19 protein-coding genes are annotated in these 23,202 nt (G+C 68.9%); 10 read left to right on the top strand and 9 right to left on the bottom strand.

Features of this window, described 5'->3' with window-relative positions; translation table 11 throughout:
- The first annotated feature begins 47 nt into the window (after window positions 1-47).
- Both ygiD and ACT53Q_RS17680 read left to right on the top strand, forming a co-directional pair.
- Window positions 48-842: a 4,5-DOPA-extradiol-dioxygenase gene (gene ygiD / locus ACT53Q_RS17685; protein ID WP_476187973.1), complete on the top strand. Its 795-nt coding sequence runs from the start codon at window positions 48-50 to the stop codon at window positions 840-842.
- The gene (locus ACT53Q_RS17680) at window positions 839-1,453 is read left to right on the top strand and encodes a class I SAM-dependent methyltransferase (RefSeq protein WP_476187972.1); all 615 of its coding nucleotides are present in this window, start codon (window positions 839-841) and stop codon (window positions 1,451-1,453) included. Before ygiD ends, ACT53Q_RS17680 begins: the two co-directional genes overlap by 4 nt.
- Before the next feature lie 87 nt (window positions 1,454-1,540).
- Here the strand turns inward: ACT53Q_RS17680 and ACT53Q_RS17675 are convergent, their stop codons facing one another.
- Window positions 1,541-1,942 (bottom strand): TfoX/Sxy family protein, encoded by a 402-nt coding sequence (locus ACT53Q_RS17675; RefSeq protein WP_476187971.1) that lies wholly within the window; start codon window positions 1,940-1,942, stop codon window positions 1,541-1,543.
- Between the two features lie 117 nt (window positions 1,943-2,059).
- On the opposite strand from ACT53Q_RS17675, the gene ACT53Q_RS17670 reads away from it, so the two are divergent.
- Complete coding sequence (locus tag ACT53Q_RS17670) at window positions 2,060-3,400, top strand: polyhydroxyalkanoate depolymerase (RefSeq protein ID WP_476187970.1); 1,341 nt, start codon at window positions 2,060-2,062, stop codon at window positions 3,398-3,400.
- 78 nt (window positions 3,401-3,478) lie between these two features.
- Here ACT53Q_RS17670 and ACT53Q_RS17665 read toward each other — a convergent pair whose 3' ends face one another.
- Together ACT53Q_RS17665 and ACT53Q_RS17660 are read right to left on the bottom strand one after the other, a co-directional pair.
- Complete coding sequence (locus ACT53Q_RS17665; RefSeq protein ID WP_476187969.1) at window positions 3,479-4,405, bottom strand: sensor domain-containing protein; 927 nt, start codon at window positions 4,403-4,405, stop codon at window positions 3,479-3,481.
- Window positions 4,402-4,788 (bottom strand): PadR family transcriptional regulator, encoded by a 387-nt coding sequence (locus ACT53Q_RS17660; RefSeq protein ID WP_476187968.1) that lies wholly within the window; start codon window positions 4,786-4,788, stop codon window positions 4,402-4,404. The genes ACT53Q_RS17665 and ACT53Q_RS17660 overlap by 4 nt, the downstream gene beginning before the upstream one ends.
- Before the next feature lie 229 nt (window positions 4,789-5,017).
- Here ACT53Q_RS17660 and ACT53Q_RS17655 point away from each other — a divergent pair, with 229 nt between their 5' ends.
- Window positions 5,018-5,956: a peptidylprolyl isomerase gene (locus tag ACT53Q_RS17655; RefSeq protein ID WP_476188046.1), complete on the top strand. Its 939-nt coding sequence runs from the start codon at window positions 5,018-5,020 to the stop codon at window positions 5,954-5,956.
- Window positions 5,957-6,001: 45 nt separating this feature from the next.
- On the opposite strand, the gene ACT53Q_RS17650 is transcribed toward ACT53Q_RS17655, so the two are convergent.
- The gene (locus ACT53Q_RS17650; protein WP_476187967.1) at window positions 6,002-6,958 is read right to left on the bottom strand and encodes a hypothetical protein; all 957 of its coding nucleotides are present in this window, start codon (window positions 6,956-6,958) and stop codon (window positions 6,002-6,004) included.
- 114 nt (window positions 6,959-7,072) lie between these two features.
- Here ACT53Q_RS17650 and ACT53Q_RS17645 point away from each other — a divergent pair, with 114 nt between their 5' ends.
- Both ACT53Q_RS17645 and ACT53Q_RS17640 read left to right on the top strand, forming a co-directional pair.
- Window positions 7,073-7,828, top strand: coding sequence for a metallophosphoesterase family protein (locus tag ACT53Q_RS17645; protein WP_476187966.1), 756 nt, complete (start codon window positions 7,073-7,075; stop codon window positions 7,826-7,828).
- 1 nt (window position 7,829) lies between these two features.
- Window positions 7,830-9,242, top strand: a complete 1,413-nt coding sequence (locus ACT53Q_RS17640; RefSeq protein ID WP_476187965.1) for a serine/threonine protein kinase — start codon at window positions 7,830-7,832, stop codon at window positions 9,240-9,242.
- A gap of 61 nt (window positions 9,243-9,303) precedes the next feature.
- Here the strand turns inward: ACT53Q_RS17640 and ACT53Q_RS17635 are convergent, their stop codons facing one another.
- The 4 genes from ACT53Q_RS17635 to ACT53Q_RS17620 all read right to left on the bottom strand — a co-directional run bounded on the left by ACT53Q_RS17635 (window position 9,304) and on the right by ACT53Q_RS17620 (window position 17,235).
- Window positions 9,304-10,740: a hypothetical protein gene (locus tag ACT53Q_RS17635; protein ID WP_476187964.1), complete on the bottom strand. Its 1,437-nt coding sequence runs from the start codon at window positions 10,738-10,740 to the stop codon at window positions 9,304-9,306.
- 234 nt (window positions 10,741-10,974) lie between these two features.
- Window positions 10,975-12,303, bottom strand: a complete 1,329-nt coding sequence (locus ACT53Q_RS17630) for a B12-binding domain-containing radical SAM protein (protein WP_476187963.1) — start codon at window positions 12,301-12,303, stop codon at window positions 10,975-10,977.
- A gap of 314 nt (window positions 12,304-12,617) precedes the next feature.
- The gene (locus tag ACT53Q_RS17625; RefSeq protein WP_476187962.1) at window positions 12,618-15,065 is read right to left on the bottom strand and encodes a TonB-dependent receptor; all 2,448 of its coding nucleotides are present in this window, start codon (window positions 15,063-15,065) and stop codon (window positions 12,618-12,620) included.
- A gap of 112 nt (window positions 15,066-15,177) precedes the next feature.
- Entirely contained in the window at window positions 15,178-17,235 is a 2,058-nt protein-coding gene (locus ACT53Q_RS17620) for a tetratricopeptide repeat-containing sulfotransferase family protein (protein WP_476187961.1), read from the bottom strand.
- Between the two features lie 195 nt (window positions 17,236-17,430).
- On the opposite strand from ACT53Q_RS17620, the gene ACT53Q_RS17615 reads away from it, so the two are divergent.
- Genes ACT53Q_RS17615 through fdhD form a run of 3 tightly spaced genes read left to right on the top strand, consistent with a single transcriptional unit; the run spans window position 17,431 to window position 20,797 of the window.
- Window positions 17,431-19,728 (top strand): FdhF/YdeP family oxidoreductase, encoded by a 2,298-nt coding sequence (locus tag ACT53Q_RS17615; RefSeq protein WP_476187960.1) that lies wholly within the window; start codon window positions 17,431-17,433, stop codon window positions 19,726-19,728.
- Window positions 19,728-20,006, top strand: coding sequence for a hypothetical protein (locus ACT53Q_RS17610; RefSeq protein WP_476187959.1), 279 nt, complete (start codon window positions 19,728-19,730; stop codon window positions 20,004-20,006). Before ACT53Q_RS17615 ends, ACT53Q_RS17610 begins: the two co-directional genes overlap by 1 nt.
- Window positions 20,003-20,797 (top strand): formate dehydrogenase accessory sulfurtransferase FdhD, encoded by a 795-nt coding sequence (fdhD, locus tag ACT53Q_RS17605; protein WP_476187958.1) that lies wholly within the window; start codon window positions 20,003-20,005, stop codon window positions 20,795-20,797. The genes ACT53Q_RS17610 and fdhD overlap by 4 nt, the downstream gene beginning before the upstream one ends.
- Window positions 20,798-20,821: 24 nt before the next feature.
- On the opposite strand, the gene ACT53Q_RS17600 is transcribed toward fdhD, so the two are convergent.
- The gene (locus ACT53Q_RS17600) at window positions 20,822-21,172 is read right to left on the bottom strand and encodes a GFA family protein (RefSeq protein ID WP_476187957.1); all 351 of its coding nucleotides are present in this window, start codon (window positions 21,170-21,172) and stop codon (window positions 20,822-20,824) included.
- A gap of 112 nt (window positions 21,173-21,284) precedes the next feature.
- On the opposite strand from ACT53Q_RS17600, the gene ACT53Q_RS17595 reads away from it, so the two are divergent.
- A complete protein-coding gene (locus ACT53Q_RS17595) occupies window positions 21,285-23,102 on the top strand; it encodes a DUF885 domain-containing protein (RefSeq protein WP_476187956.1) in 1,818 nt (605 codons plus the stop codon).
- The last annotated feature ends 100 nt before the right edge of the window (window positions 23,103-23,202 follow it).

Genomic DNA, 23,202 nt, shown 5'->3' with positions numbered 1-23,202 from the left:
CGCGGCCGGGCGGGGATACTGGCCGCCCGCCTTCCCGAGCGTGTCCGATGTCTGCCCCGCTTCCCTCGACGCCGATGCCCGTCCTGTTCCTCGGCCACGGTTCGCCGATGAACGCGATCGAGGACAACGCCTGGTCGCGGTCCTGGCGCGCACTCGGACGCGAACTGCCGCGTCCGCGCGCGATCTTGTGCGTGTCCGCGCACTGGGAAACGCCCGGCCCGTGGCTGACCGGCAACGCCACGCCACCGACGATCCACGACTTTGGCGGCTTTCCGCAGGCGCTGTTCGACGTGCAATGGCCGGCGCCGGGCGATCCCGCGCTGGCGCAGCGCGTGGTCGAGCTGCTGGGCGACGAGTTCGACGCGCGCATCGATCCGCGCCGCGGGCTCGACCACGGCGCGTGGGCGGTGCTGCGGCCGATGTATCCCGACGCCGACGTGCCGGTGGTGCAGCTCGGCATCGACAGCCGGCGCCCCGGCGCGTGGCACGTCGCGCTGGCGCGGCGACTCGCGCCGCTGCGCGACGACGGCGTGCTGGTGGTCGCCAGCGGCGACATCGTGCACAACCTGCGCCTGTTCGACTGGCATGACCCGCGCCCGCTGCCGTGGGCGCTGCGCTTCCGCGACCGCGTCAACGCGCTGGTCCGCGACGGCGACCTCGCCGCACTCGCGGACTGGCCCGCGCTGGGCGAGGACGCACGGCTGTCGATCCCGACGCCCGAACATTACCTGCCGCTGCTGTACGCCCTCGCGCTGACCCGCGACGGCGACGCGCTGCGGTTCTTCAACGACGACGTCACCGGCTCGCTGTCGATGACCTCGCTGCTGATCGGCCACGCATGAGCACGCCCGACAAACGCTACGACAAACGCTATTTCGACCACTGGTATCGCCGTGCCGGCATCGGCGGCGCGCAGCGCCTCAAACGCAAGGTCGCGCTGGCGGTGGCGACCGCCGAATACCATCTGGAACGCCCGATCCGCACCGTGCTGGACATCGGCTGCGGCGAAGGCGCGTGGCGCGCGCCGCTGCTCGCGCTGCGACCGAAGGCGCAGTACCTCGGCTTCGACAGCAGCGAATACGCGATCCGGCGTTACGGCGCGCGTCGCGACCTGCACTTCGCGCGCTTCGGCGACTTCGCACACCTGCGGCCCTGCCCGCCGGTCGATCTGCTGATTTGCAGCGACGTGATGCACTACCTGCCGACCCGCGAACTGACGCAGGGCCTGCCCGGGCTGGCCGAACTGTGCGGCGGCGTCGCGTTCCTCGAAACCTTCGCGAAGGAAGACGAGACCGAAGGCGACGACGTCGGCTTCCAGCCGCGGCCGGCGCGGTTCTACCGCACGCGCTTCGCGGCGCTGGGCTTCCGCTTCCTCGGTTCGCACTGCTGGCTGTCGCCGGCACTGGCCGAGCAGCCGGCAGCGCTGGAGGCCGCGGCGCGCCAGGTTCGGTAGAGCGGCCTTCAGGCCGCTGCTTTGATCTACAGCAACGCCAGCAGCAGCGGCCTGGTGGTCAACAGCCGAATGGCTGGTCAGGCCGCTCTACCGAGCACGCGGCTTGGCGGACGCTTTCTTTGCCGAGTTCTTCGCGACTTTCTTCCGGGGTGCCGTCCCGGCCTCGGCACGCAATGCCGCCTCGCGCGCCAGCCGCGCCCACGGGGCCATGGCCTCGGCGGAATCCAGCGCGTCGTCGGGCGGCGTCCAGTAGCGGGTCTCGACCGTGCGCTTCCCGTTGTCGTAGACGAACGGCCGCCCGCCGGCGTCGATGAAACGGGGCCGGCTCCGGGCGTCGGTCTTGAGGTACAGCACGCCCTCGATCTCCAGCGCCACGATCCGCCCGTCGGCGTAGAACCCGGTGCCGCCGAACATCCGGCGGGCGTCGACCCGGCCCAGCGCGGCCAGCAGTTCGCGGTGCCAGGCGATGTCGTCATCACGGCTGGTCATGCCGCCAGACTAACGGAACCCCGAAACTGAATGGGCCCCGACGCCACCGCGATCGGGTATGCTGCGGCGCAACATGCCGGGTGTCCGGCACGCGCCCTCCCGACCGGAGCTTCGCCGATGCTGCTGTACCAGATGCACGAACTGGGCCGCGCCTGGATGGCGCCGATGACCTACTGGGCGGAAGCCAACGCCCGCATGTTCTCGGCACCGGGCAGTTGGCTGTCCTCGCTGCCCTACGCCCCGCGCGTCGCCGCCGGCTACGAACTGCTGTACCGCATCGGCAAGGACTACGAGAAGCCGAAGTTCGGCATCCACGCCGTCGAGAAGAGCGGCCGTACCTGCCCGGTGGTCGAACGCGAGGCCATGCGCACGCCGTTCTGCCGGCTGCTGCGCTTCAAGCGTTTCTCCGACGAGACCGACGGCGTGGTCGACCTGAAGGACGACCCGACCGTGCTGGTGGTGGCGCCGCTGTCCGGCCACCACTCGACGCTGCTGCGCGACACCGTGCAGACGCTACTGCGCGACCACAAGGTGTTCATCACCGACTGGATCGACGCGCGCATGGTGCCGAAGGACGCCGGCGCGTTCACGCTGGACGACTACGTCGCCACGATCGAGAACTTCATCCGCCACATCGGCGCCGACAAGCTGCATGTCATCAGCGTGTGCCAGCCGACCGTGCCGGTGCTGGCGGCGGTGTCGCTGATGGCCGCGCGCGGCGAGCCCACGCCGCGTTCGCTGGTGATGATGGGCGGGCCGATCGACAGCCGCGAATCGCCGACGGCGGTGAACAACCTCGCCACGCAGAAACCGCTGTGGTGGTTCGAGCAGAACGTGATCCACACCGTGCCGGCGAACTATCCGGGCGGCGGTCGCCAGGTGTATCCGGGCTTCCTGCAGCACTTGGGCTTCATCGCGATGAATCCCGAGCGCCACGTGATGTCGCACTGGGACTTCTACCAGGATCTGGTGAAGGGCGACCTTGACGACGCCGACGCGCACCGCCGTTTCTACGACGAGTACAACGCGGTGCTGGACATGCCCGCGGAGTACTACCTCGACACCATCCGCGTGGTGTTCCAGGAACACCTGCTGCCGCGCGGCCTGTGGGACGTCGCCGGCGAGCGCGTCGTGCCGGGCGCGATCCAGGACACCGCACTGATGACGATCGAGGGCGAACTGGACGACATCGCCGGCGTGGGTCAGACCCGCGCCGCGCACCGGTTGTGCACCGGCATCCCCGAAGCGAACCGCGTCCACCTCACCGCGCAGGGCGCCGGCCACTACGGCATCTTCAGCGGTCGCCGCTGGCGCGAGCAGGTCTATCCGCAGGTCCGCGACTTCATCGCCCGCCACGATGCGCCGGCCACCGCGGCCGCGGACGCACCGGCCGCGGAAACGCCCGCCGCCGGGAAGCGCGCGCGGCTGAGGGTCGTGGGGCAACCACCCGCGGCCTGAGCGACGCACGGCGGCTGCGGAACGCGAAAAAGCCGGCGCATGCGCCGGCTTTTTCGTATGCATCGCGGTGCGGCTTGATCAGCCCGCCGCCGACTTCACCAGCAGGTGCTTGGCAAACTGGCCATGCAGATGGCCGATGCCGCGGGCGATGTGCAGGGTCGCGAACAGCAGCAGCACGCCGGCCACGAAACACACCGGCCACATCAGCGGCGTCTCCGGCACGATCGTCACGCCTTCGAGCCGAAGCACGCCCGATGCCCCCAGCGCCAGCGCGACCGGAGCGGCGATCAGGCTGATCGACAGCGACAGCAGCGTCACCGCGATCGTGAAGTACACGATGCCCAGCGGCATCAGCAGCAGGAAATACAGCTGCGTGGTCCAGGTGCGCGGGTCGGTGAACATCTCGCCGATGCGCTTGGGCCACGGCTTGCCGCGCTCGGCGTACAGCGGCCGTCGCGGCATGCGTTCGCCCAGCATCGTCTCCACGATCCGGCCCTCGACCAGCGACAGCATGCGCACCGAGCCGAAATACAGGATCGCGAACGGCACGCCGATGATCAGGATCGCCAGGCCCGCCGAGAGCGAGAGCCCAGTCGTCACCCAGGTGAAGTAGAAGATGCCGGTCGCCATCGACAGCAGCATGTAGAACAGCGCCGCGTACGTGCGCGGCTCGGCGATCACGCCGAAGAAGCGCCCGGGCAGCGAACGCCGCGGCTTCGTGACCGGCGGCCGCAGCGCGGTCTGCACCTTCACCTCGGTGTCGCGGTAGATGTCGGCCACTTCCTCCGGCGCACCGTAGCTGGAAGCGACCTGCGCGATCACCTCCGCCTCGCTCAGCGCCGGATGCTCGGCCATCTCCGAGCGCAGGTATTCCTCGGCGTCGTACAGCGCGTCCTGGATCAGCGCCGGGTCGGCCCCGGCCAGCGAACGCCGCAGGTGTTCGAGGTATTCGGGAATGTTCTCCGGCAGCTTCGGCTGCACGGCGGGCTGCGCGGACGTGTTCATGACAGGCTCCCCTTCAGGACGGAATCGACGGAATCTCGAGTGGCGCTCCACGCCTCGGACCAGGCGCGCAGGACGTCGCGGCCGAACGGCGTGATGCAGTAGTAGCGGCGCGGCGGCCCGCTGATCGAGGGCTCGACCTCGCTGGACAGCAGCCCGGCGGCCTCCAGGTTGCGCAGCACCGGGTAGAGCGCGCTCTGCTTGCCGCTCAGCACGCCCTCGCCGAAGCGTTCCAGCGTCTTGGCGATCTGGTAGCCGTACATCGGCTCGGCGGCCGCGGCGAGCACGCCCAGCAGCGCCAGCGACACGGTGCCGGCGGACAACTCCTTCTGGAATTTCCGGAACAGCGCCTCGGCTGGGTCTTCGATGGGTTCGACGGCGGTCATGGGGACACCTGTTTGGGTCGAAACGATGGATAGGTTGGACGAAATACTATTCACGACTTCGTAATAGAGAATGTGCCGGAGGTCATCCGGGCCATCGGTCATGGTCCGCCCCGGCACCCGGCGGCTGGCCCGCGCGGGGGTTCTCGGCCAAAATCCCGCGACGCCTTCGAGGAATCCCGCTGCCGTGAGCCCGTCCCGCCGTCTGCCGACCCTGCTGCCCTCCGTGGTGATGTCCTCCGCGCTGCTGCTCGCCTGCACCCTGTCCGCGGGCGCGCAGGCGCCCGCGCCACCCGCCGCCCCGTCGCGCACGATGTCCGCGATCCTCGATGCCTCGAAGCCGTCCGACTGGCGCACGCTGGACCCCACGCGCACGCTCTACCTCGATCTCGACGCCGGCCGCGTGGTGATCGAACTGGCGCCGGAGTTCGCGCCCGCCCACGTCGCCAACATCCGCGCGCTGGCGAAGGGCGGCTACTGGAACGGCCTGAGCATCAATCGCGTGCAGGACAACTTCGTCGTGCAGTGGGGCGATCCGTCCGAGGACGACGCCACCCGCCGCCCGCTGCCGAAGGGCGCGAAGGCGAAGCTGCCGGCCGAATTCACCCGCAGCGAACGCAACATCCTCTTCACCCGGCTGCCCGACGTGGACGGCTGGGCACGGCAGGTCGGCTTCAGCGACGGCTTCCCGGTCGGCGTGGACACCACCGACGGCACCGCCTGGCTGGCGCACTGCTACGGCGTGGTCGGCGCCGGGCGCTCGAACGACGCCGATTCCAGCAACGCGACCGAGCTGTACGTGGTCATCGGCCAGTCGCCGCGCCAGCTCGACCGCAACATGAGCATGGTCGGCCGCGTCGTGCAGGGCATGGAACTGCTCAGCGCCCTGCCCCGTGGGGTCGGCCCGCTCGGCTTCTACGCCGATCCCGCCCAGCGCGTGACCATCCGCGCCGCGCGCATGGCCTCCGACCTCAAGCCGGCCGAACGCCTGAAACTGCAGGTCCTGCGCACCGACACCCCGCTGTTCGCCGAACTGATCGAAGCCCGCCGCAACCGCCGCGACGACTTCTACAAGCGCCCCGCCGGCCACATCGACCTGTGCAACGTGCCGCTGCCCTCGCGCATCGCCCCGGAACCCGCGCCCGCGGCTTCGGGGAAGCCGAAGCGCTGAGGCCAGGCGACTCGCATCACTTCCTCGGCACTGACGACTCGGCCATCACTGTCCGACGGCCTTCGTTGCGCGCGCCGTCAGGTTATCGAGGACGTCTGGCACGAAACGCTCTGCCCACCCCGACACGAACGACCAGATCGCCAGCTTCGCGATATCCCAATGCGGCCCGCTGGAAAAGGCCACAACCTTTCTCGTTTTCTGCAACTCATCAAGTTCCGAGACATGTCCGTTTGGCCTGAAATTGAGTCCATCCCACCAGGCCGCATCAAAATTCGGGAAAAAGTCAGCAGTGACGACCCCAGACCGCAAGATGAGCATGAAGATCAAAGCAAAGGACGCACCCAGGACTGGCGCGACCCAGATAGAAAAACCGCTTTTTTCGAGATTCAACCAGTTGATCAATGGGTCCGTACGGATATCCACCGAATACAACCGGATGATCGTGCTCACGGCCGCCCCCCAAGCCCCCATGGTCACAGAAACCCGAATGCCTTCCGGAATGGAAATCGCCCATCCGAAGTATCGCGAGGCCCACCATGCGACAAGGAAAAGCACGAACATAACAAGAGGAAAGTACAGGACGCGCAGTGCGTGAAGCGACCTGACCTCCTCGACTGAAGTCACTAGAGAGTAACGACGGTAGAGACGGCCGCAAAGTGCGCGCAGTTCGTCCTGCAAAGCGCTTCGCTGAACTTGCGCAAGATCCTGGACGAACATGTGCTGGACCTCTGCATAAGCCGATTCCGTATAGAACTCACGCAGCATCTCGCGATAAAAGGCAATCCGTATACGTAGTTCGGTCTCGTTGAGATTGTTGATAAGCTGCATCTCTTTCCGATACGCGTCGGAGGCATCGTGTGTCGGCTCCGCGACCTGACCGTTGGCACGCACGGCATCCGAAGCCGCGTCATCTGCTCGCCCCGGGGTGTACATATCGATTTCCTGATCGATCTGACGGCAGAGCGCATTCATGATTTCGTGACTGGAGCCGAACAGGCGCATGGGATCTCCTAGCGACAAACGGGGCACACCCGGTACTGCAGGATTCGACCATCCGCCAATCCAGACCGGCAAGCGACTGGCCTAAGATGAGACCGGACCGATCCCGGACATCGCATGCGCATCGCCCTGCTCGCCGACCTGCATGCCAACCGCGAGGCAGGCGAGGCCTGTCTGGCGAAACTGCGGCGGATCGGGTTCGACCGGGTGGTGGTGCTGGGCGACATCGTCGGCTACGGCGGCGATCCCGGCTGGGCCGTGGACACCGTGCAGGCGCTGGTCGAGGCCGGCGGCGCGGCGGTGCTGGGCAACCACGACGAAGCCGTCGTGCGCAGCGCGCAGGCGGACGCGACCGCGCAGCGACACGCGCATGCGCAGGCGGCGATCGCGTGGACCCGCGACCGCCTGAGCGACGCGCAGCGCGCCTTTCTGGCAGGTCTGCCCGCGTCGATCGAGGACGGCGACCGCCTCTACGTGCACGCCAACGCTTGGGCGCCGCTGCAATGGGGCTATGTCGCCAACACGATGGCGGCCGCGCAGAGCCTCGCCGCCACGCGCCAGCGCGTCACCTTCTGCGGACACGTGCACGAGCCGGCGCTGTACCACTCGCAGCCCGGTGGCGGCGCGCGCCATTTCGCGCCCACGCCGGGCGTCGCCATGCCGCTGATCGCCAGCCGCCGCTGGCTGGCGGTGCCGGGCTCGTGCGGGCAGCCGCGCGACGGCAATCCGGCCGCCTGCTGCGCGCTCTACGACGACGTCCGCGGCACGCTGACGACGCTGCGCGTGGCCTACGACCACCACGCCGCGGCCGGCAGGATCACCGCCGCCGGACTCCCCGAATCGCTCGCACGTCGTTTGCTGGAGGGTCGCTGACATGCCGGTTCCGCTGACACCCGGACTCGTGATCGACGGTTTCGAGCTGGTCACGCCGCTTCACGAAGGCGGCATGGCCACGCTCTGGCGCGTGACCCATCCCGACCATGCCTTCCCGCTGCTGATGAAGCTCGCGCGCGTCGGCTACGGCGAGGCGGCGACGCAGATCGTCGGCTTCGAGGTGGAGCGGATGATCCTGCCGACGCTGCGCGGCGCGCACGTGCCGCGCTTCGTCGCCGCCGGCGATTACCACGACCAGCCGTGGCTGGTGATGGAGCATCTGTCCGGCGAGACGCTGCGGCCGCTGCTCGACCAGGCGCCGCTGCCGCCGGCGCAGGTGGCCGAACTCGGCGCGCTGGCCGCGACCGCGATCCACGCGCTGCACCAGCAGGACACCATCCATCTCGACATCAAGCCGAGCAACCTGCTGCGCCGGCCGGAAGGCAGCGTCGCGCTGATCGACTTCGGCCTGTCGCACCACGCGCACCTGCCGGACCTGCTGGCCGAACAGTTCCGCGTGCCGATCGGCACCGCGCCGTACATCGCGCCGGAACAGGTGCTGGGCGTGCGCGACGATCCGCGCAGCGACCTGTTCGCGCTGGGCGTGACGCTGTACCACCTTGCCACCGGCGAACGTCCGTTCGGCAATCCCGGCAGCGAAGCGGGCCTGCGTCGCCGGTTGTATCGCGATCCGGTGCCGCCGCGCGCGATCCGTCCCGACATCCCGCGCTGGCTGCAGGAAACGATCCTGCGCTGCCTCGAACCCGACCCCGACGCGCGCCACGCGACCGCCGCGCAGCTCGCGCACGATCTGCAGCATCCCGAGCAGGTCGTGCTGACCGCGCGCGCCGATCGCAGCCATCGCGACGGCCGGCTGACGGTGATGAAGCGCTGGTGGCGCAACCTCGGCCGCGACCGCGACCCGCGCCACGCGGTGTCGACGCACCTGGAGGAAGCGCCGCTGCTGATGGTGGCGGTCGACCTCAAGCACGAGGACGCCGCCCTGTGCGCCGCGTTGCGCGGCAACGTGCAACGCATCGTGTCCACGTTCCCGCATTCGCGGCTGGCCTGCGTGACGGTGATGAAGACCGCGCGCATCGGCCTCGACAGCAACCTCGATGCCGAAGGCCGCAACCGCCACGTGAAGCGCCTGATCGCGCTGCGCGACTGGATCCGCCCGCTCGGCCTCGACGAACACCGCGTCACTGTGCACGTGCTCGAACACAGCGATCCCGCGCACGCGCTGCTGGACTACGCCCGCGACAACGGCGTCGACCACCTGATCATGGGCGCGCGCGGCGTGACCGGCATGCGCCGCATCCTCGGCAGCGTCTCCGCGCACGTGGTCGCGGAGGCGCCGTGCACGGTCACGGTGGTGCGTGCGCCGGCGCGCGAGGACGCGGCCGAGGCCTGACGTGTGAAACTTGGGCGCGCCGCGTGCGTCGCGACGCCCCGGTGCCGCGGATCGTGTCGCGTCAGGCCTTCAGCCTCGCCAGCGCGTACTGCCGGTAGCTCGCGACGGACTCGAAGCCGACCGACTCCATGAACCCGACGCCGTTGGCGTACTGCCCCGAAAAATCCGTGTAGTCGGCGGGAATCTCCGCGCAGATCGACCCGTTCGGCCCGTTGAAGGTGCCGTCCTCGAACCACGGCGTGGCCATGCCCGACAGCGGATGGCCCAGCAGCGGGTTCTGCACGTCCGAATAGCCGCGCACGATCGGGATGTCGACCATGTCGCCGGCACTGCCGATGCGCGCCGGGAACGCTTTCGGGAAGCCGAGCTGGAGATGGCCCTGGATGAAGATCGCCTCCCAGCCGCCGTCCATCGGCGTCAGGAAATACCCGTAGGACAGCGCCGGGCTGTCGTTCATCGCGCCCTGCACGAAGCCGGCGCCGGTGAACGCCTGACCGTTGGCGAGATTGTGGAACTGCCAGACCCAGCCGTTGTACGGCAGCGGATCCTCGGTGAAGGGCACCGGATGCACGGCGCCGCCGGGATTCTCCAGGCTGGCCATCATCACTTCGTGGTCGATCCAGCCGGTGCCCGTGCCGGGCACGAGGGTATAGGCGAGGCCATCCACCGTGATCGTGCCTTCAACGCACGGCTGCGGCCAGCTGTAGTACACGCCAGGCGTCGGCACCGGCGTGAGCCCGGTGCCACCGGCGGCGACGCCGCTCGTCTTCGGCACGCCCTGCAGGAAGAACGCGGTGGCGGCCTGCGTCGTCGCGTTCGGCGACAGCGTGATGTCGACCTGCATGTGGTCGCCGTCGTCGACCTTCACCGACAGTGGCAGCACGTCGAGCGGGCCGCTGAGCACGTCGTTGCCGCAGACGTAGCGGAACGCGCTGTCGCCGGGCTGGCTGAAGTCGGCGGTGCCGCCCTTCGCCGGCCACTGGACGTTGGGGCGACGGCGATGGATCGCGCGCTGGCCCGGGCCCTTGTCGACGACCACCGTCACCAGGTTCGTCACCACCGTGGCGTCGAGCGCCGACCAGCCCGCCGCCTTCTGCGCATCGACGCCGATCGCGCGCAGCTTCTCCATCGACAGCAGCAGCGCCATCCGACCGGTCTCGCCGTTGGCGTCGACGACGTTCATGTGGCAGCCCACCCAGTACCACTCCAGCCCCATGTCCGCATGCACGTGGTGGTCGTCCGGGAACGACAGCGCGTAGGACGCCGTCGGCGCGACGCTGCCGACGCTGCCGGCGCGCCCGAGCAGCGTGTTGATCGTCCACAGCAGCGCGCCGGGATCGGCGGCCTCGTCCAGCCGCCCGGCGGCCTCGTGGAGCGCGGCGAAATCCGGGATCTGCAACCGCTGCCCGGTGCCGGGATCGGTGATGGCGTTGACCGCTGCCAGCACGTCCTGCAGATGGGCCTGCACCACCGGTGCGACCGTATGACTGTGACTCATGGATTCGTTCCTTGAAAGAGAAGGTTCCGGCCGACGTCGCGGCCCCCTGTGACGATCGCGACGCGACCGCCGGCACAGCCTAGCGCAGGATGCGATGCGGACGCATGACGCGCACGCACATCAACACAAGATGAGTCAGAACCGGATCGAGCCTGACTGTTGGCGGCACGGATGCGACCTGCAATGCACACTTGCAAGGCGTTGGCCATCGAAGCGCGCCAAACGCCGACCGCCTCATCTGAAAGAAAATCGGTCGCGATGGGCGTCTTCCTCGATGTCCCGCCGGAAATCGGAATAGGTGTAAGAGCGAGGGAGATACGAGAAGGACTTCAGCGCAAAATACTGGTCTGCGGTCATGAATGACCGGCTGATCTGTTGGGATATCTCCAATGCACCTGCAAAATCGATCTCCGGGCTCAAGTGCATCTGCCCGATGCCGTGGATAGGCTGCTCGTCAGTCATGACTGCGCCGTATTCACCCAACGTGAGCACGTAGTCGCGCACGTCTTCGGGCCAGCCGAAGCACATCATGGGGCCGACCGACACACCCGCGATGCAGGGCCGGTGTTGCTCCAGCCACTCCAGCGTCCTCGCCACGGAGTCTTTCGTCTCGCCAGCGAACAGCAGCACGTTGACCTTCGCCAGTATTCCGGACTCACCTGCCGCCTTGAGCAGGGCCGAAGCGCGAGCGAGATACTTGGCAGGATCCTTGGTCTTGCTCATGCGCACCAGTTGCACAGGATCAGCGCTTTCGAGCCCGAGGTCGATCACCTTGAGCCCGGCGCCGGCAAGTACCTTCAGCACATCGGGCATCACGGAATCGACTCTCGCCTCGGCACGCCACTGGACGGCATTGGCTCCGACTGCATTCGCGAGCGCGCATGCCCAATGCCTGTTCGGAGCAAAGAGGGACGCCTCGAAATACGGCGTCATCGGTCGCAGGCCATCCTCCTGCACGGTGTCATGCAGCTCGGACACGAGATCGGCGGCGGCCTTCAGCGGCAAGAGCGTTTCCGATCGTTCCTGGCAGAAACTGCAACCCATCCCGCATCCTCGCGAGACCTCTATGCTCGGCTGGTATTGAGCCCGGTTCCTGAGAAGCGCGTAATCCAAAGGGGGCGGCAACGCTCGTGCACCAAAGTGCATTTCAGGCCCTCGACGGAACGGAACCCCGAAATGACGTTCCACCAGCTCCGGAAGGACCCATTCACCCAGACCACGCACCACATGATCCACACCACCGATCGATTCCGACAACCTTTCCGGACGGTCAGCCACCACCCACCGCCCTCCGACGATGAAGATCTGGTCAGGCTTGATCTTGCGTGTCTCCGCGATGAACTCGCGTGCCCACGGGACTGCGTAGAAGCTTGGAATCGACAGCAGTAACGGGAAGCGGCTTTGAAGCAATCCTTCGTCGATGCAGGCAGCGAGCGTGTCGCCGGGCGCATCGAAATTTCCTTGAATCTGGATAACATCCAGTCCCATGCGACGCAACTGGGTCGCGATAGAAAGCAAGCCATAGTTGAGGTAGAGATGACGCCGGCTGAGCCGGTTCTGCACTTTTCTCGCCCGGCTTTGTCCCGCAGCCACGCATATCACTCTCGTCATTCAGCCCCCTGTCCAACCGGCGAAGCCAATACCCGAAAGGGTCGTTCGGCCCCGTGTCCTTGTGCTAATTGCACGCTGCCACCGCAGCGCGACCGGTGTCAATGATGCCCCCCTGTCAAAACCGACAGGTCAAACACAGCCATTTTGCGACGATCAGGCCCGGAATCCGGAGGTACGGCATGCTCCGAGTGATGCGCCCACCGTCAAAAAAAACGGGCCGCCCGGAGGCGGCCCGTCGTGTCGCATCGGAACGGTATCGCGTCCGGTCAGAAGTCCTGGCTGAACTTGATGCCGAAGGTCCGCGGCTGCGCGCCGACGACGTACGGCTCGGCGCCGCAGACCGCAATCGCGCACTCGGTGCGGACGTTGTACTGCACGCTGTCGTTCAGCAGGTTCTTGACGTAGAAGTCCACCGACCAGTTGTTCTTGCGAACGCCCAGGCCGATGTCGGTCATGCTGTACGACGGCAGGTCGCCGAGGATGTCGCGCTCGGCGGTGCGCAGGTCCGACGTGCGACGGCCTTCGGCCACCACGGCCGCCTGCCAGTACGCTTCGTACGACCCGATGTCGAAGGTGTAGCGCGCGGTGAAGTTGCCCTTGTAGTCCGGGGTGATCGGCAGGCGGGTGCCCTTCGGCGCCTGCAGGTCGGCCGGATCGCACGAGGTGACCGGATTGCCGTTGGTGTCGACCTGGCCGCAGTAGTTCTCGGTCAGTTCGGCGTCGTAGATGCCGAGGCCGGCCGACAGCCGCAGGTTGTAGGTCGCGGCCCAGTTCACGTCCATTTCCAGGCCCTGGATGCGCGCCTGGTTGGCGTTGCGGATCTCGGTCAGGCCGTTCTGGCCGATCACCGGGAACTGGAAGTCGTCCCAGATCTGGCGGAACGCCGCGCCGTTGAACGTCAGCCGGTTGTCCAGCCACGAGGTCTTCCAGCCGATCTCGTAGTTGGTCAGGAACTCGGTGATGTACGGCGGCAGCGTGCCGCGGCGGTTGATGCCGCCCGGACGATAGCCTTCCGACCAGGTGAGGTAGGCCATCTTGCCCGGCGCGAACTTCCACGACAGGTTGGCCTTGCCGAGGGTGTCGTTCTCGGTGACCTTCTTGTCGAACACGGTGCACGGCGCGCCGTGGAACGACGGCCACTGCGCCGGGTCGGCGCCGTAGCGCACGATGCACGCGGCTTCGCCGTAGCGGTTCTCCGGCGCCTGGCTGCCCTGCGAGGAATAGCCGTTGGCGAAGCCGAAGAAGCCCTTCAGCGAGTTGTTCGCGCGGAAATGGCGGAAGCCGACGGTGCCGGTGAGCTTGTCGGTGAAGTCGAATGCGAGTTCGCCGAAGACGGCTTCGTCGCGGTCGTTGCGCTTCTGCTTGGTCAGCCAGATCGTGTCTTCCCAGCCGCGCACGGACAGCACGCTGGCGAGGCCGTCGATCTTGTAGCGCTGCTGGATGTCGTGCGACTGGTCCATGAAGTACAGGCCGGCGACGAAGCGCAGGCGCTGGTCCTGCGGCGAGGCGAGGCGCAGCTCGTGGCTGGTCTTGCCGTAGCGGTCCTTGGCCTGGATGTACTGCGACGGGTTGATCAGGTCGCCGCTGTCGTCGTAGAAGTACGCGCCGTAGCCGGCCAGCGTGTCGTACCAGTAGCCGTAATCGCTGTAGTCGGACTCGCTGTCGACGTCGCGCTTGAGGTGGGCGAAGGCGTAGGTCAGGTCGAAGTTGCCGATCTTGCCCTGCACGGTCAGCGCGGCCTGCGCCCAGCGGTCTTCCGACGACTCGGGATAGGCGTGGCTGATCTTGTTCTCGCCGAAGGTGCGGTCGTAGGCGAAGCTGCCGCCGGTGGTCTGGCGCTGGCCCATGACCATCGGGCTGATCGTCCAGTTCTCGTTGAGATCGAACTTCAGGCCGAAGCGCGCGCCGGCAGTGTCGGTGTCGTTGTAGTTGTTCTCGACCCGGTTCGCGTTGTTCTGGGTGATGCCGGAGGTCGGGAAGGTGCGCTCGCTGTAGACGTTGTCGATCCAGCCCGCGTCGTGCTTCTGCCAGCCCACCGCGCGGATCGCGGTGCGGTCGGACAGCGGCACGTTGACGAAGCCTTCGACCACGTGGCCCCAGCCACCGCCGTCGATCGCGTTCGCCTCGACGCCGTAGCCGGCGGCGAAACCGCTGGTGTCGGGCTTGCGGGTGATCAGGCGCAGCGTGCCGGATTCGGAGCTGGCGCCGTACAGCGTGCCCTGCGGGCCGGACAGCGCTTCGACGCGCTCGATGTCGTAGACGTGCAGGTCGAGCGCGCCCTGGATGGTCGTGATCGGCTGTTCGTCGAGATAGATGCCGACGCTGGGCAGCGGGCCGGAATGGTTGCCGTCGCCACCGCTGACCGCACCGCGCATGTAGACCTGGCCGAAGCCCGGGCCGTTGGGCGTGATCGACACGCTCGGCAGCAGCTTCGCGTAGTCCTCGAAGTCGGCGACGTGCATCTCGTCGAGCTGCTGCGCGCCGATGACGTTCAGGCTGATCGGCACGTCCTGCGCGTTCTCGGTGCGCTTCTGCGCGGTGACGGTGATGGTCTCCAGCGACGGATTGCCGTCCTTGCCGGCGTCCTGCTGCTGGGCCAGCGCGGTGCCGGCGAAACCGACGCCGGCGAACGCGGCGTAGATGGCGAGGGTCAGCGGAAGCCGGGCGGGTGCGCGGCGTTCGCTGGAACCTCGTGGGTGGTGCTGGTGGTGCATCGGACTCTCCCCGTGTGGTGGAACGATCGGATGGAAGCGGCTCTGGTCTGCGGAACTGTTCTGGAAGCGGAAACGACAGGCACTGGAACGAAAACGGTGATCGCGCGGCGGATCATCCTCCGCCGCGCGCGGCGGGATCGCCGGGTGCGGGCGCGAACGACGGCACGTCGGGATAGGCGTCGAGCACCGGGCCCAGCGCGTTCTCCAGCGGCCCGAGCCACGGCGCGTAGTGGCGCCACTGCTCCAGGCCGTCGCGATTGATCGGGCGACGCACCTGTTCGGAACTGGCGGTGCGCACCGGGCGATCGTTCTCGAAGAAGCGCAGGCAGGCGTCGTCGAACGGCAGCCCGCAGTAGTCGAGCAGGCGACGGACCTCGCCTTCGGTGTCGTCGACGAGCCGTTCGTGGATCACGCGATGCACGCGGCCCGGCCGCCCGAGCGCGGCGAACACCGCGTCGAAATGCGCCATCAGTTCGACGTAGTCGCGGTAGTAGCGGCCGATGTCGTCGAGCGCGTAGCTGAAGTTCTGGCCGCGCGCGAAATGCTGCTTGAAGCCGGAGAAGCAGCAGGCCATCGGATGCCGGCGCGCGTCGATGATCTTCGCGTTCGGCAGCATCAGGTGGATCAGGCCGAGGTGCAGGAAGTTGTTCGGCATCTTGTCGATGAACAGCGGCGCGCCGGTCTTGCGCTGCACGCGGGTCCGTTCGAGGTATTGCCGGCCCAGCTCGGCGAACGCGGCGGGATCGAGCCCGGCGACGACATCGTGGTAGCTGCCGCCGTCCTCGGCGCTGCGGCGCAGCGCGCGGGTCAGCGCGATCACTTCCGGCAGCTCCATCGTGCCTTCGACCGCCGGGTGGCTGGAGAGGATCTGCTCCAGCAGTGTCGAACCCGAGCGCGGCAGGCCGACGATGAAGATCGGATCGGGCGACGGATCGCCCGCGTCCGCGCGTGCGGCGAAGAAGTCCGGCGTGTAGATCGCCTTCGCGCGTTCGACGCGGTGCGTGGTGTCGGCGGCGCGGTACGGCAGCATCGACAACCGGCGCGCGTTGCCGTCGGCGTAGTGCGCGAACGAATCGGCGTAGGCCTTGCGGTCCTCGAGCGCCTTGCCCAGCGCGAAATCGAAATGCAGGCGATGCTCGTCGGCGAGGTCGGTGCGCGCCAGTTGCGCACGCATCGCGTCGAGGTCGGCGTCGTCGAAGCGCACGGTCTTGAGGTTGGCGAGGCTCCAGTACGCTTCGCCGAAGCCCGGATCGAGCGCGAGGCTGCGGCGGTACGCGGCGACGGCCTCGTCCTGCCGGCCCGCGGTCTTCAGTGCGTGGCCCTGGCTCATCCACACCCGCGCGTTGTCGGGGAACTGGTCGAGCAGCCCGGCGTACAGCGCGATGCCTTCGGCGTAGTCACCCAGCCGGCAGAGGATCGCGGCCTTCAGCGTGCGGCTGCCCGGATGCGTCGGATCGTCGGCCAGCAGCAGGTCGAGCTGTTCGAGCGCGCGCTCGGACTGCTGGTCGCGGTGCAGCACCAGCGCATAGTGCTGGCGCGCCTCGCGGAAGCCGGGCGCGAGGTCGAGGCAGCGTTCGAGCAGTTGCAGCGCCTCCTCGGTGCGGCCGATGCGCACGGCCAGTTCGGCGAGCATGCGCAGCGCGCCGATGTCGGTGGGCCGCTGCTTCAGCCAGGCGCGGAGGCGGGTCTCGGCTTCGGGCAGGCGCCCGGCCGCGAGGGCGTCGCCGGCCTGCAGCAGGCGCGGGTCGCGGGTCGACTGGCGCAGGTAGGCGAGGTAGGCGTCGTTGGCGCCGGCGCGGTCGCCGGCGGCGTGGCGCAGGTCGGCCAGCGCGAGACGCGCCTGGGCGAGGTCCGGGCGCAGCGCCAGCGCCCGGCGCAGCGCGGCCTCGGCGTCGTCGCCGCGCCCGAGGGCGGCCAGCGCCATGCCGAGTTCGTACTGGGCGAGCGCGGTGCGCGGCGCCTCGCGCAGCAGCGGTTCGAGCAGGGCCAGCGCGGCGTCGGCACGGCCGCAGAGCCGGTGCGCGGTGGCCCGCATCAGCCGCGCGGACGGGTGCCCCGGCACCGCGCGCAGGATCTCGTCCGCCTGCAGGCCGGCCGCCTCGGGATCGCTGCCGAGCAGGCGCGCGGTGCGGTCGAGGGCGACGTCGAGGCTGGCGACGGGTGCGGACAACGGGATTCCCGGGAGCAAGAAGGCAGGAGCAGGGGCGGCAGGGGCAGGACCTCGCATGCGTCCGGCATTCCCCGCCGGACGCATGCGGACACACGTCGTCGCAATGTACGCCGCGCCCGCGCGCCACGTCCAGCCGCGCCGGGCGCGGACTGCGCAACGCACACGAATCGCGCTGACAGGCCCTAACATGCGGCCATGTCAGACACCCGCGACGACGACGCCCCGATCCGCCCCTACGACAAGCCCGCCGGCGGCTGGGACGCGCTGCGCGCCTCGTGGCAGGCGCTGCGCCGGCAGGACGCCGTGCTGCGCGGGCCCGGCACCCTGCTCCGCACCAACCAGCCCGCGGGCTTCGACTGCCCCGGCTGCGCCTGGCCAGACCGCAACCCGCATTCGACCTTCGAGTTCTGCGAGAACGGAGTCAAGGCCGTCGCCAACGAAGCCACGTCCCGACGCATCGGCGCCGATTTCTTCGCCGAGCATCCGGTGTCGTGGCTGGCCGAACAGGACGACGCCTTCCTCGAAGCGCAGGGCCGGCTGACCGAGCCGCTGGCCTACGACCCCGCGACCGACCGCTACGTGCCGATCGCGTGGGACGCGGCGTTCGCGAAGATCGCGGCCGCGCTCAACGCCCTCGCCTCGCCCGACGAGGCGCTGTTCTACACCTCGGGCCGCACCTCGAACGAGGCCGCGTTCCTGTACCAGCTGTTCGTGCGCGCCTACGGCACCAACAACCTGCCCGACTGCTCGAACATGTGCCACGAACCGTCCGGCGTCGCGCTGATCGAACAGCTCGGCAGCGGCAAGGGCTCGGTGACGCTGGACGATTTCGAGCGCGCCGACGCGATCTTCGTGTTCGGCCAGAACCCCGGCACCAACCATCCGCGCATGCTCGGCGAACTGCGTCGCGCGGCGAAGCGCGGCTGCCGCATCGTCGCGTTCAATCCGCTGCGCGAACGCGGGCTGGAGCGATTCACCGATCCGCAGTCGCCGGCCGAGATGCTCGGCGGCGGTTCGACGCCGCTGGCCACGCTGTACCTGCAACCGCGGATCGGCGGCGATCTCGCCGCGGCGCTGGGCATGGCGAAGGTGCTGATCGAACGCGCGGATTCCGGCGACGATCCGCATGCGGTCGACCACGCCTTCATCGACGCCAACACGCTCGACTACGACACTTTCGCCGACCTCGTCCGCGACACGGCGTGGCCGGCGATCGAACGCGCCTCGGGCCTGCCGCGCGCGAAGATCGAGGAAGCCGCCGAGGTGCTGCGCGCCAGCCGCGCCACCATCCTGTGCTGGGGCATGGGCATCACCCAGCACCGGCGCGGCGTCGCCACCATCCAGACGCTGGTGAACCTGCTGCTGCTCCGCGGCGACATCGGCAAGCCCGGCGCCGGCCCCTGCCCGGTGCGCGGGCATTCCAACGTGCAGGGCGACCGCACGATGGGCATCTACGAGAAGCCGGCGCCGGCGTTCCTCGATCGCCTCGCCGCCGAGTTCGGCTTCGAACCGCCGCGCGCCGACGGCCACGACACGGTCGCCGCGATCGAGGCGATGCGCGACGGCCGCGCGCAGGTGTTCTTCGCGATGGGCGGCAATTTCGCCGCGGCCACGCCGGATACCGCGCTCGTGCACGCCGCGCTGCGCCGCTGCGCGCTGACCGTGCAGGTCAGCACCAAACTCAACCGCTCGCACGTCGTGCACGGGCGCGAGGCGCTGATCCTGCCCTGCCTCGGCCGCACCGAGATCGACGTGCAGGCCACCGGGCTGCAGGCGGTCACGGTCGAGGATTCGATGAGCATGGTGCACCTGTCGTCGGGCATGAACGCGCCGGCGTCGCCGCAACTGCTGTCGGAACCGCGCATCGTCGCCCGGCTCGCGGAAGCGACGCTGCCGGACAGCGGCATCCCGTGGCGCGAACTCGCCGACGACTACGACCGTATCCGCGACCGCATCGCGCGGGTCGTGCCCGGCTTCGAGGACTTCAACGCCCGCGTCCGCGTGCCGGGCGGCTTCCACCTGCATCATCCGAACCGCGACCGCGCGTTCCCGACACCGTCGGGCAAGGCGCGGTTCTTCGCGCATCCGATCGAAGACACGACGCACGACGCAGCCACCGGCGCGCCGCTGCTGCAGCTGATGACCGTGCGCTCGCACGACCAGTACAACACCACGGTGTACGGCCTCGACGACCGCTATCGCGGCGTGCACGGCCTGCGCCGCGTGTGTTTCATCTCGCGTGCCGATCTCGACGCGCAGGGCTTCGCCGACGGCGACCACGTCGACCTGGTGTCGGTGTGGCACGACGGCGAACGCGTGGCGCCGGATTTCCGGCTGGTGCCGTACGACCTGCCGGCCGGCTGCCTCGCCGCGTACTTCCCAGAGACCAACGCGCTGGTGCCGCTGGACCACCACGCCGAGCGCGCCCGCACGCCGGCGTCGAAGTCGATTCCGGTGCGGCTGCGTCGCGCGACGACCTCCGTCGAGGCATGATGAGCGAGGACGCGGCGCTCGCGCTGCTGCACCTGCTCGCACATGAAGGCGAAGTGTCGCAGCCGCGCGCGGCGCGGCGCCTCGGTCTCGGCGCCAGCGAGTTGCAACGGTTGCTGGTCGCGCTCGGCGACGATCCGCGCTTCGACGGCCTCGATCTGGTCGCCACGCGCACGGAACCGCATCGCAACGGCGAACGCACGCTGCTGCGCCTCACGCCCCGCGGGCAGGCGCTGTGCGCAGAGGCGCATGGCGTCGCTCCGCACGGGGACGCGCCGTGACCGCGGGCCTGCGCACGCACGCCGCGCTGCACGTCGCCGACGGCACGGCGACGGCGCGCGACGAGGCGGTGATCGAGGAAACCCCGGTCGCGCTGCTCTACAACGGCCTGCCGTTCGCGGTGATGATGGCGACGCCGACCGATCTGGAGGATTTCGCGCTGGGTTTCGCATTGAGCGAAGGCATCGTCGATGACGCCGGCGAATTCACGCTCGTCGACATCGTCCGCAGCGAGCGCGGCGTCGCGCTGCATGCCGCGATCCCGCAGCGCCGTTTCGACGCGCTGGAAGGCCGCGGTCGCAATCTCGAAGGCCGCAGCGGCTGCGGCCTGTGCGGCGTCGAATCGCTGGAGGCGGCGGTGCGTCCGTTGCCGCGCGTCGGCGCCGGGCCGCGGCTCGATGCGACGCGCATCCACGCCGGACTCGCCGCGCTCGCACGGCGGCAGCCGCTGAACGCGCAGTGCGGCGGCGCGCACGCGGCCGGCTTCCTTCTCGGCGACGACGTGCTCGTTCGCGAGGACGTCGGCCGCCACAACGCGGTCGACAAGGTGATCGGCGCACTGCATCGCGTGTCGCCGCGCCTCGATGCCGGCAGCGGTTTCCTCGCGGTCACGTCGCGGGCGTCGTACGAGATCGTCGCCAAGGCCGCGCGCGTGGGCATCGCGGTGGTCGCGGCGCTGTCGGCACCGACCGACCTCGCGATCCGCCAGGCCGAGGCCGCGCACCTCACGCTGATCGCGTTCGCCCGCGACGGGCGCATGAACGTCTACGCCGGCCGCGAACGGATCGTCTGAGACGGCCGCGTGACCCGCGTCGCGCTACAGGCTGGCGCCGTCGAAATGGCGGACCGGCAGCGCGTCGAGGTCGAGGTCGTCGAGGCAGCGCAGGTTGACCGCGGCGATCTTCGCGCCGCTGCGCGGATCGGTGCCGTCGCTGAAGGGCGCGACGCCGCAGGTCGGGCAGAAATGATGGTCGATGTGGTGCTTGTTGAAGCGGTAGGTCGTCCAGGCGCCGTCAGTCGTCGTCAGGCGCAGCGCGTCGCGCGGCACGAAGGCCAGCAGCCAGCCGCGACGCCGGCAGAGGGAACAGTTGCAGGCCGTGCCTTCGGCGATGTCGGCCTCCAGTTCGAACGCGATCCGACCGCAATGACAGCTGCCGCGATGCAACATGGCCCGCTCCTTCCGACACGCCAGGGGACGTCCACTGTAGCGGCCCTTCGGCACATGCGCGACCGGCGGCGGCGGCCTATCCTCGGCGCTTTCGTCCCTCCGGATCGTTTCCATGCGCCTCGCTCCGCTCGCCACCGCCCTGCTCGCCGCCGCGCTCACCGTCGCGGCCGGCGCATCCGCCCACGAACCCGCCGCCAGGACCGCGCCGATGACCGCCTCGACCACGCCGGATGCCGCCGCCGACGCCCGCTTCGCCGACTTCAGCAAGCGCTGGCTCGATGGTTCGCTGGCGCTGAGCCCGGTCAACGCCACCCAGCAGGGCGACCATCGCTTCGACACCGAACTCGACGACCTCAGCGCCGAAGGCCTGACGAAGGCGACCGCGTTCGACCGGAAGATGCTGGCCGAGCTGAAAGGCATCAAGGTCGCTTCGCTGTCGCGCGAGAACCAGATCGACGCGGCGATCGTGCGCAATGCCATCGAGTACGACCTGTGGTCGATCGAGACCGCGCAGAGCTGGGCCTGGGATCCGCAGGTGTACGGCGGCCTCGCCGGCGGCGCGATCTACAGCCTGATGGCGCGCGACTTCGCGCCGATGCCGGAACGGCTGAAGGCCGCGACCGCGCGCATGGAGAAGCTGCCGGCGCTGTTCGCGCAGATGCGGAAGAACCTTGATCCCGCGCGGGTGCCGAAGATCCACGCCGAGACCGTGGCCAAGCAGAACGGTGGCGTGATGTCGCTGGTCGAGGAATTCATCCTGCCGAACGCCGGCCAGTTGCAGGGCGCGGACCGCGCGCGCCTCGACGCCGCGGTCGCGAACCTGCGCAAGGCCGTCGCCGAGCAGCAGACGTGGCTGGACCAGACGCTGGTGCCGAACGCGAAGGGCGACTTCCGCGTCGGCGCGAAACTCTATGACCAGAAGCTGCGTTTCGCGCTGATGTCGTCGCTGTCGCGCGCCGAGATCAAGCGCCGTGCCGAGGCCGAGATCGTCCGCGTCCGCGCGACGATGTACGACATCGCCCGCCAGGTGCTGAAGGACAAGCCGGACGCGCCGGAGCTGCCGGCCAAGCCGACCGAGGCGCAGCAGCAGAAGGCGATCGAGGCCGCGCTGGAACTGGCCTACGCCGACCGCCCGGCCCGCGACAAGGTCGTGGATTCGGCAAAGGCCGCGCTGGCGCAGGCCACCGACTTCACCCGCACGCACCAGCTGGTGACGGTGCCGGACGATCCGGTGGACGTGATCCTGATGCCGGAATTCCAGCGCGGCGTCGCCGTCGCCTACTGCGATTCGCCCGGCCCGCTCGACAAGGGCCTGAAGACCTACTACGCGATCTCGCCGATCCCCGACGACTGGACCGACGCGCAGACCGACTCGTTCCTGCGCGAATACAACAGCCGCATGATCCACCTGCTGTCGATCCACGAGGCGATGCCCGGCCACTACCTGGAAGGCGCGCATTCGGCGCGGCATCCGTCGGTGGTGCGCGGCGTGCTGCGCTCGGGCATGTTCGCCGAGGGCTGGGCGGTCTACACCGAGTCGCTGATGATGGACCAGGGCTACCTCGACAACGACCCGCTGTTCCACCTGGTGCGCTACAAGTTCTACCTGCGCGCGGTGGCCAACGCGATCCTCGACCAGGGCGTGCACGTCGACGGCTGGAGCCGCGAGCAGGCGATGGACCTGATGACCCGCCGCACGTTCCAGCAGGAGCGCGAGGCCGCGGGCAAGTGGGTCCGCGCCCAGCTCACCAGTGCCCAGCTGCCGACCTACTTCGTCGGCGTGCAGGAGCACTTCGACCTGCGCCGCGCGATGGAGAAGAAGCTCGGCGACCGGTTCCAGCTCAAGGCCTACCACGACCAGGTGCTGTCCTACGGCGCCCCGCCGGTGCGCTTCGTCCGCGAGATGATGCTGGACGAACCGATCCGCTGAGGCCGCGGCCGGGGCGCCTCCCGGCCGTCCGCGCCATGACGCCGTCCAGCCGCCCGCGGGCTTGGCCCCCGCGGGCCGGGCGGCTATGCTTCCGCCGTCC

The sequence above is a fragment of the Lysobacter sp. DMC97 genome, assembly GCF_056313745.1.
Note: the sequence above shows the minus strand (reverse complement) of the source record. Positions and strands in the feature narration are given on the sequence as shown.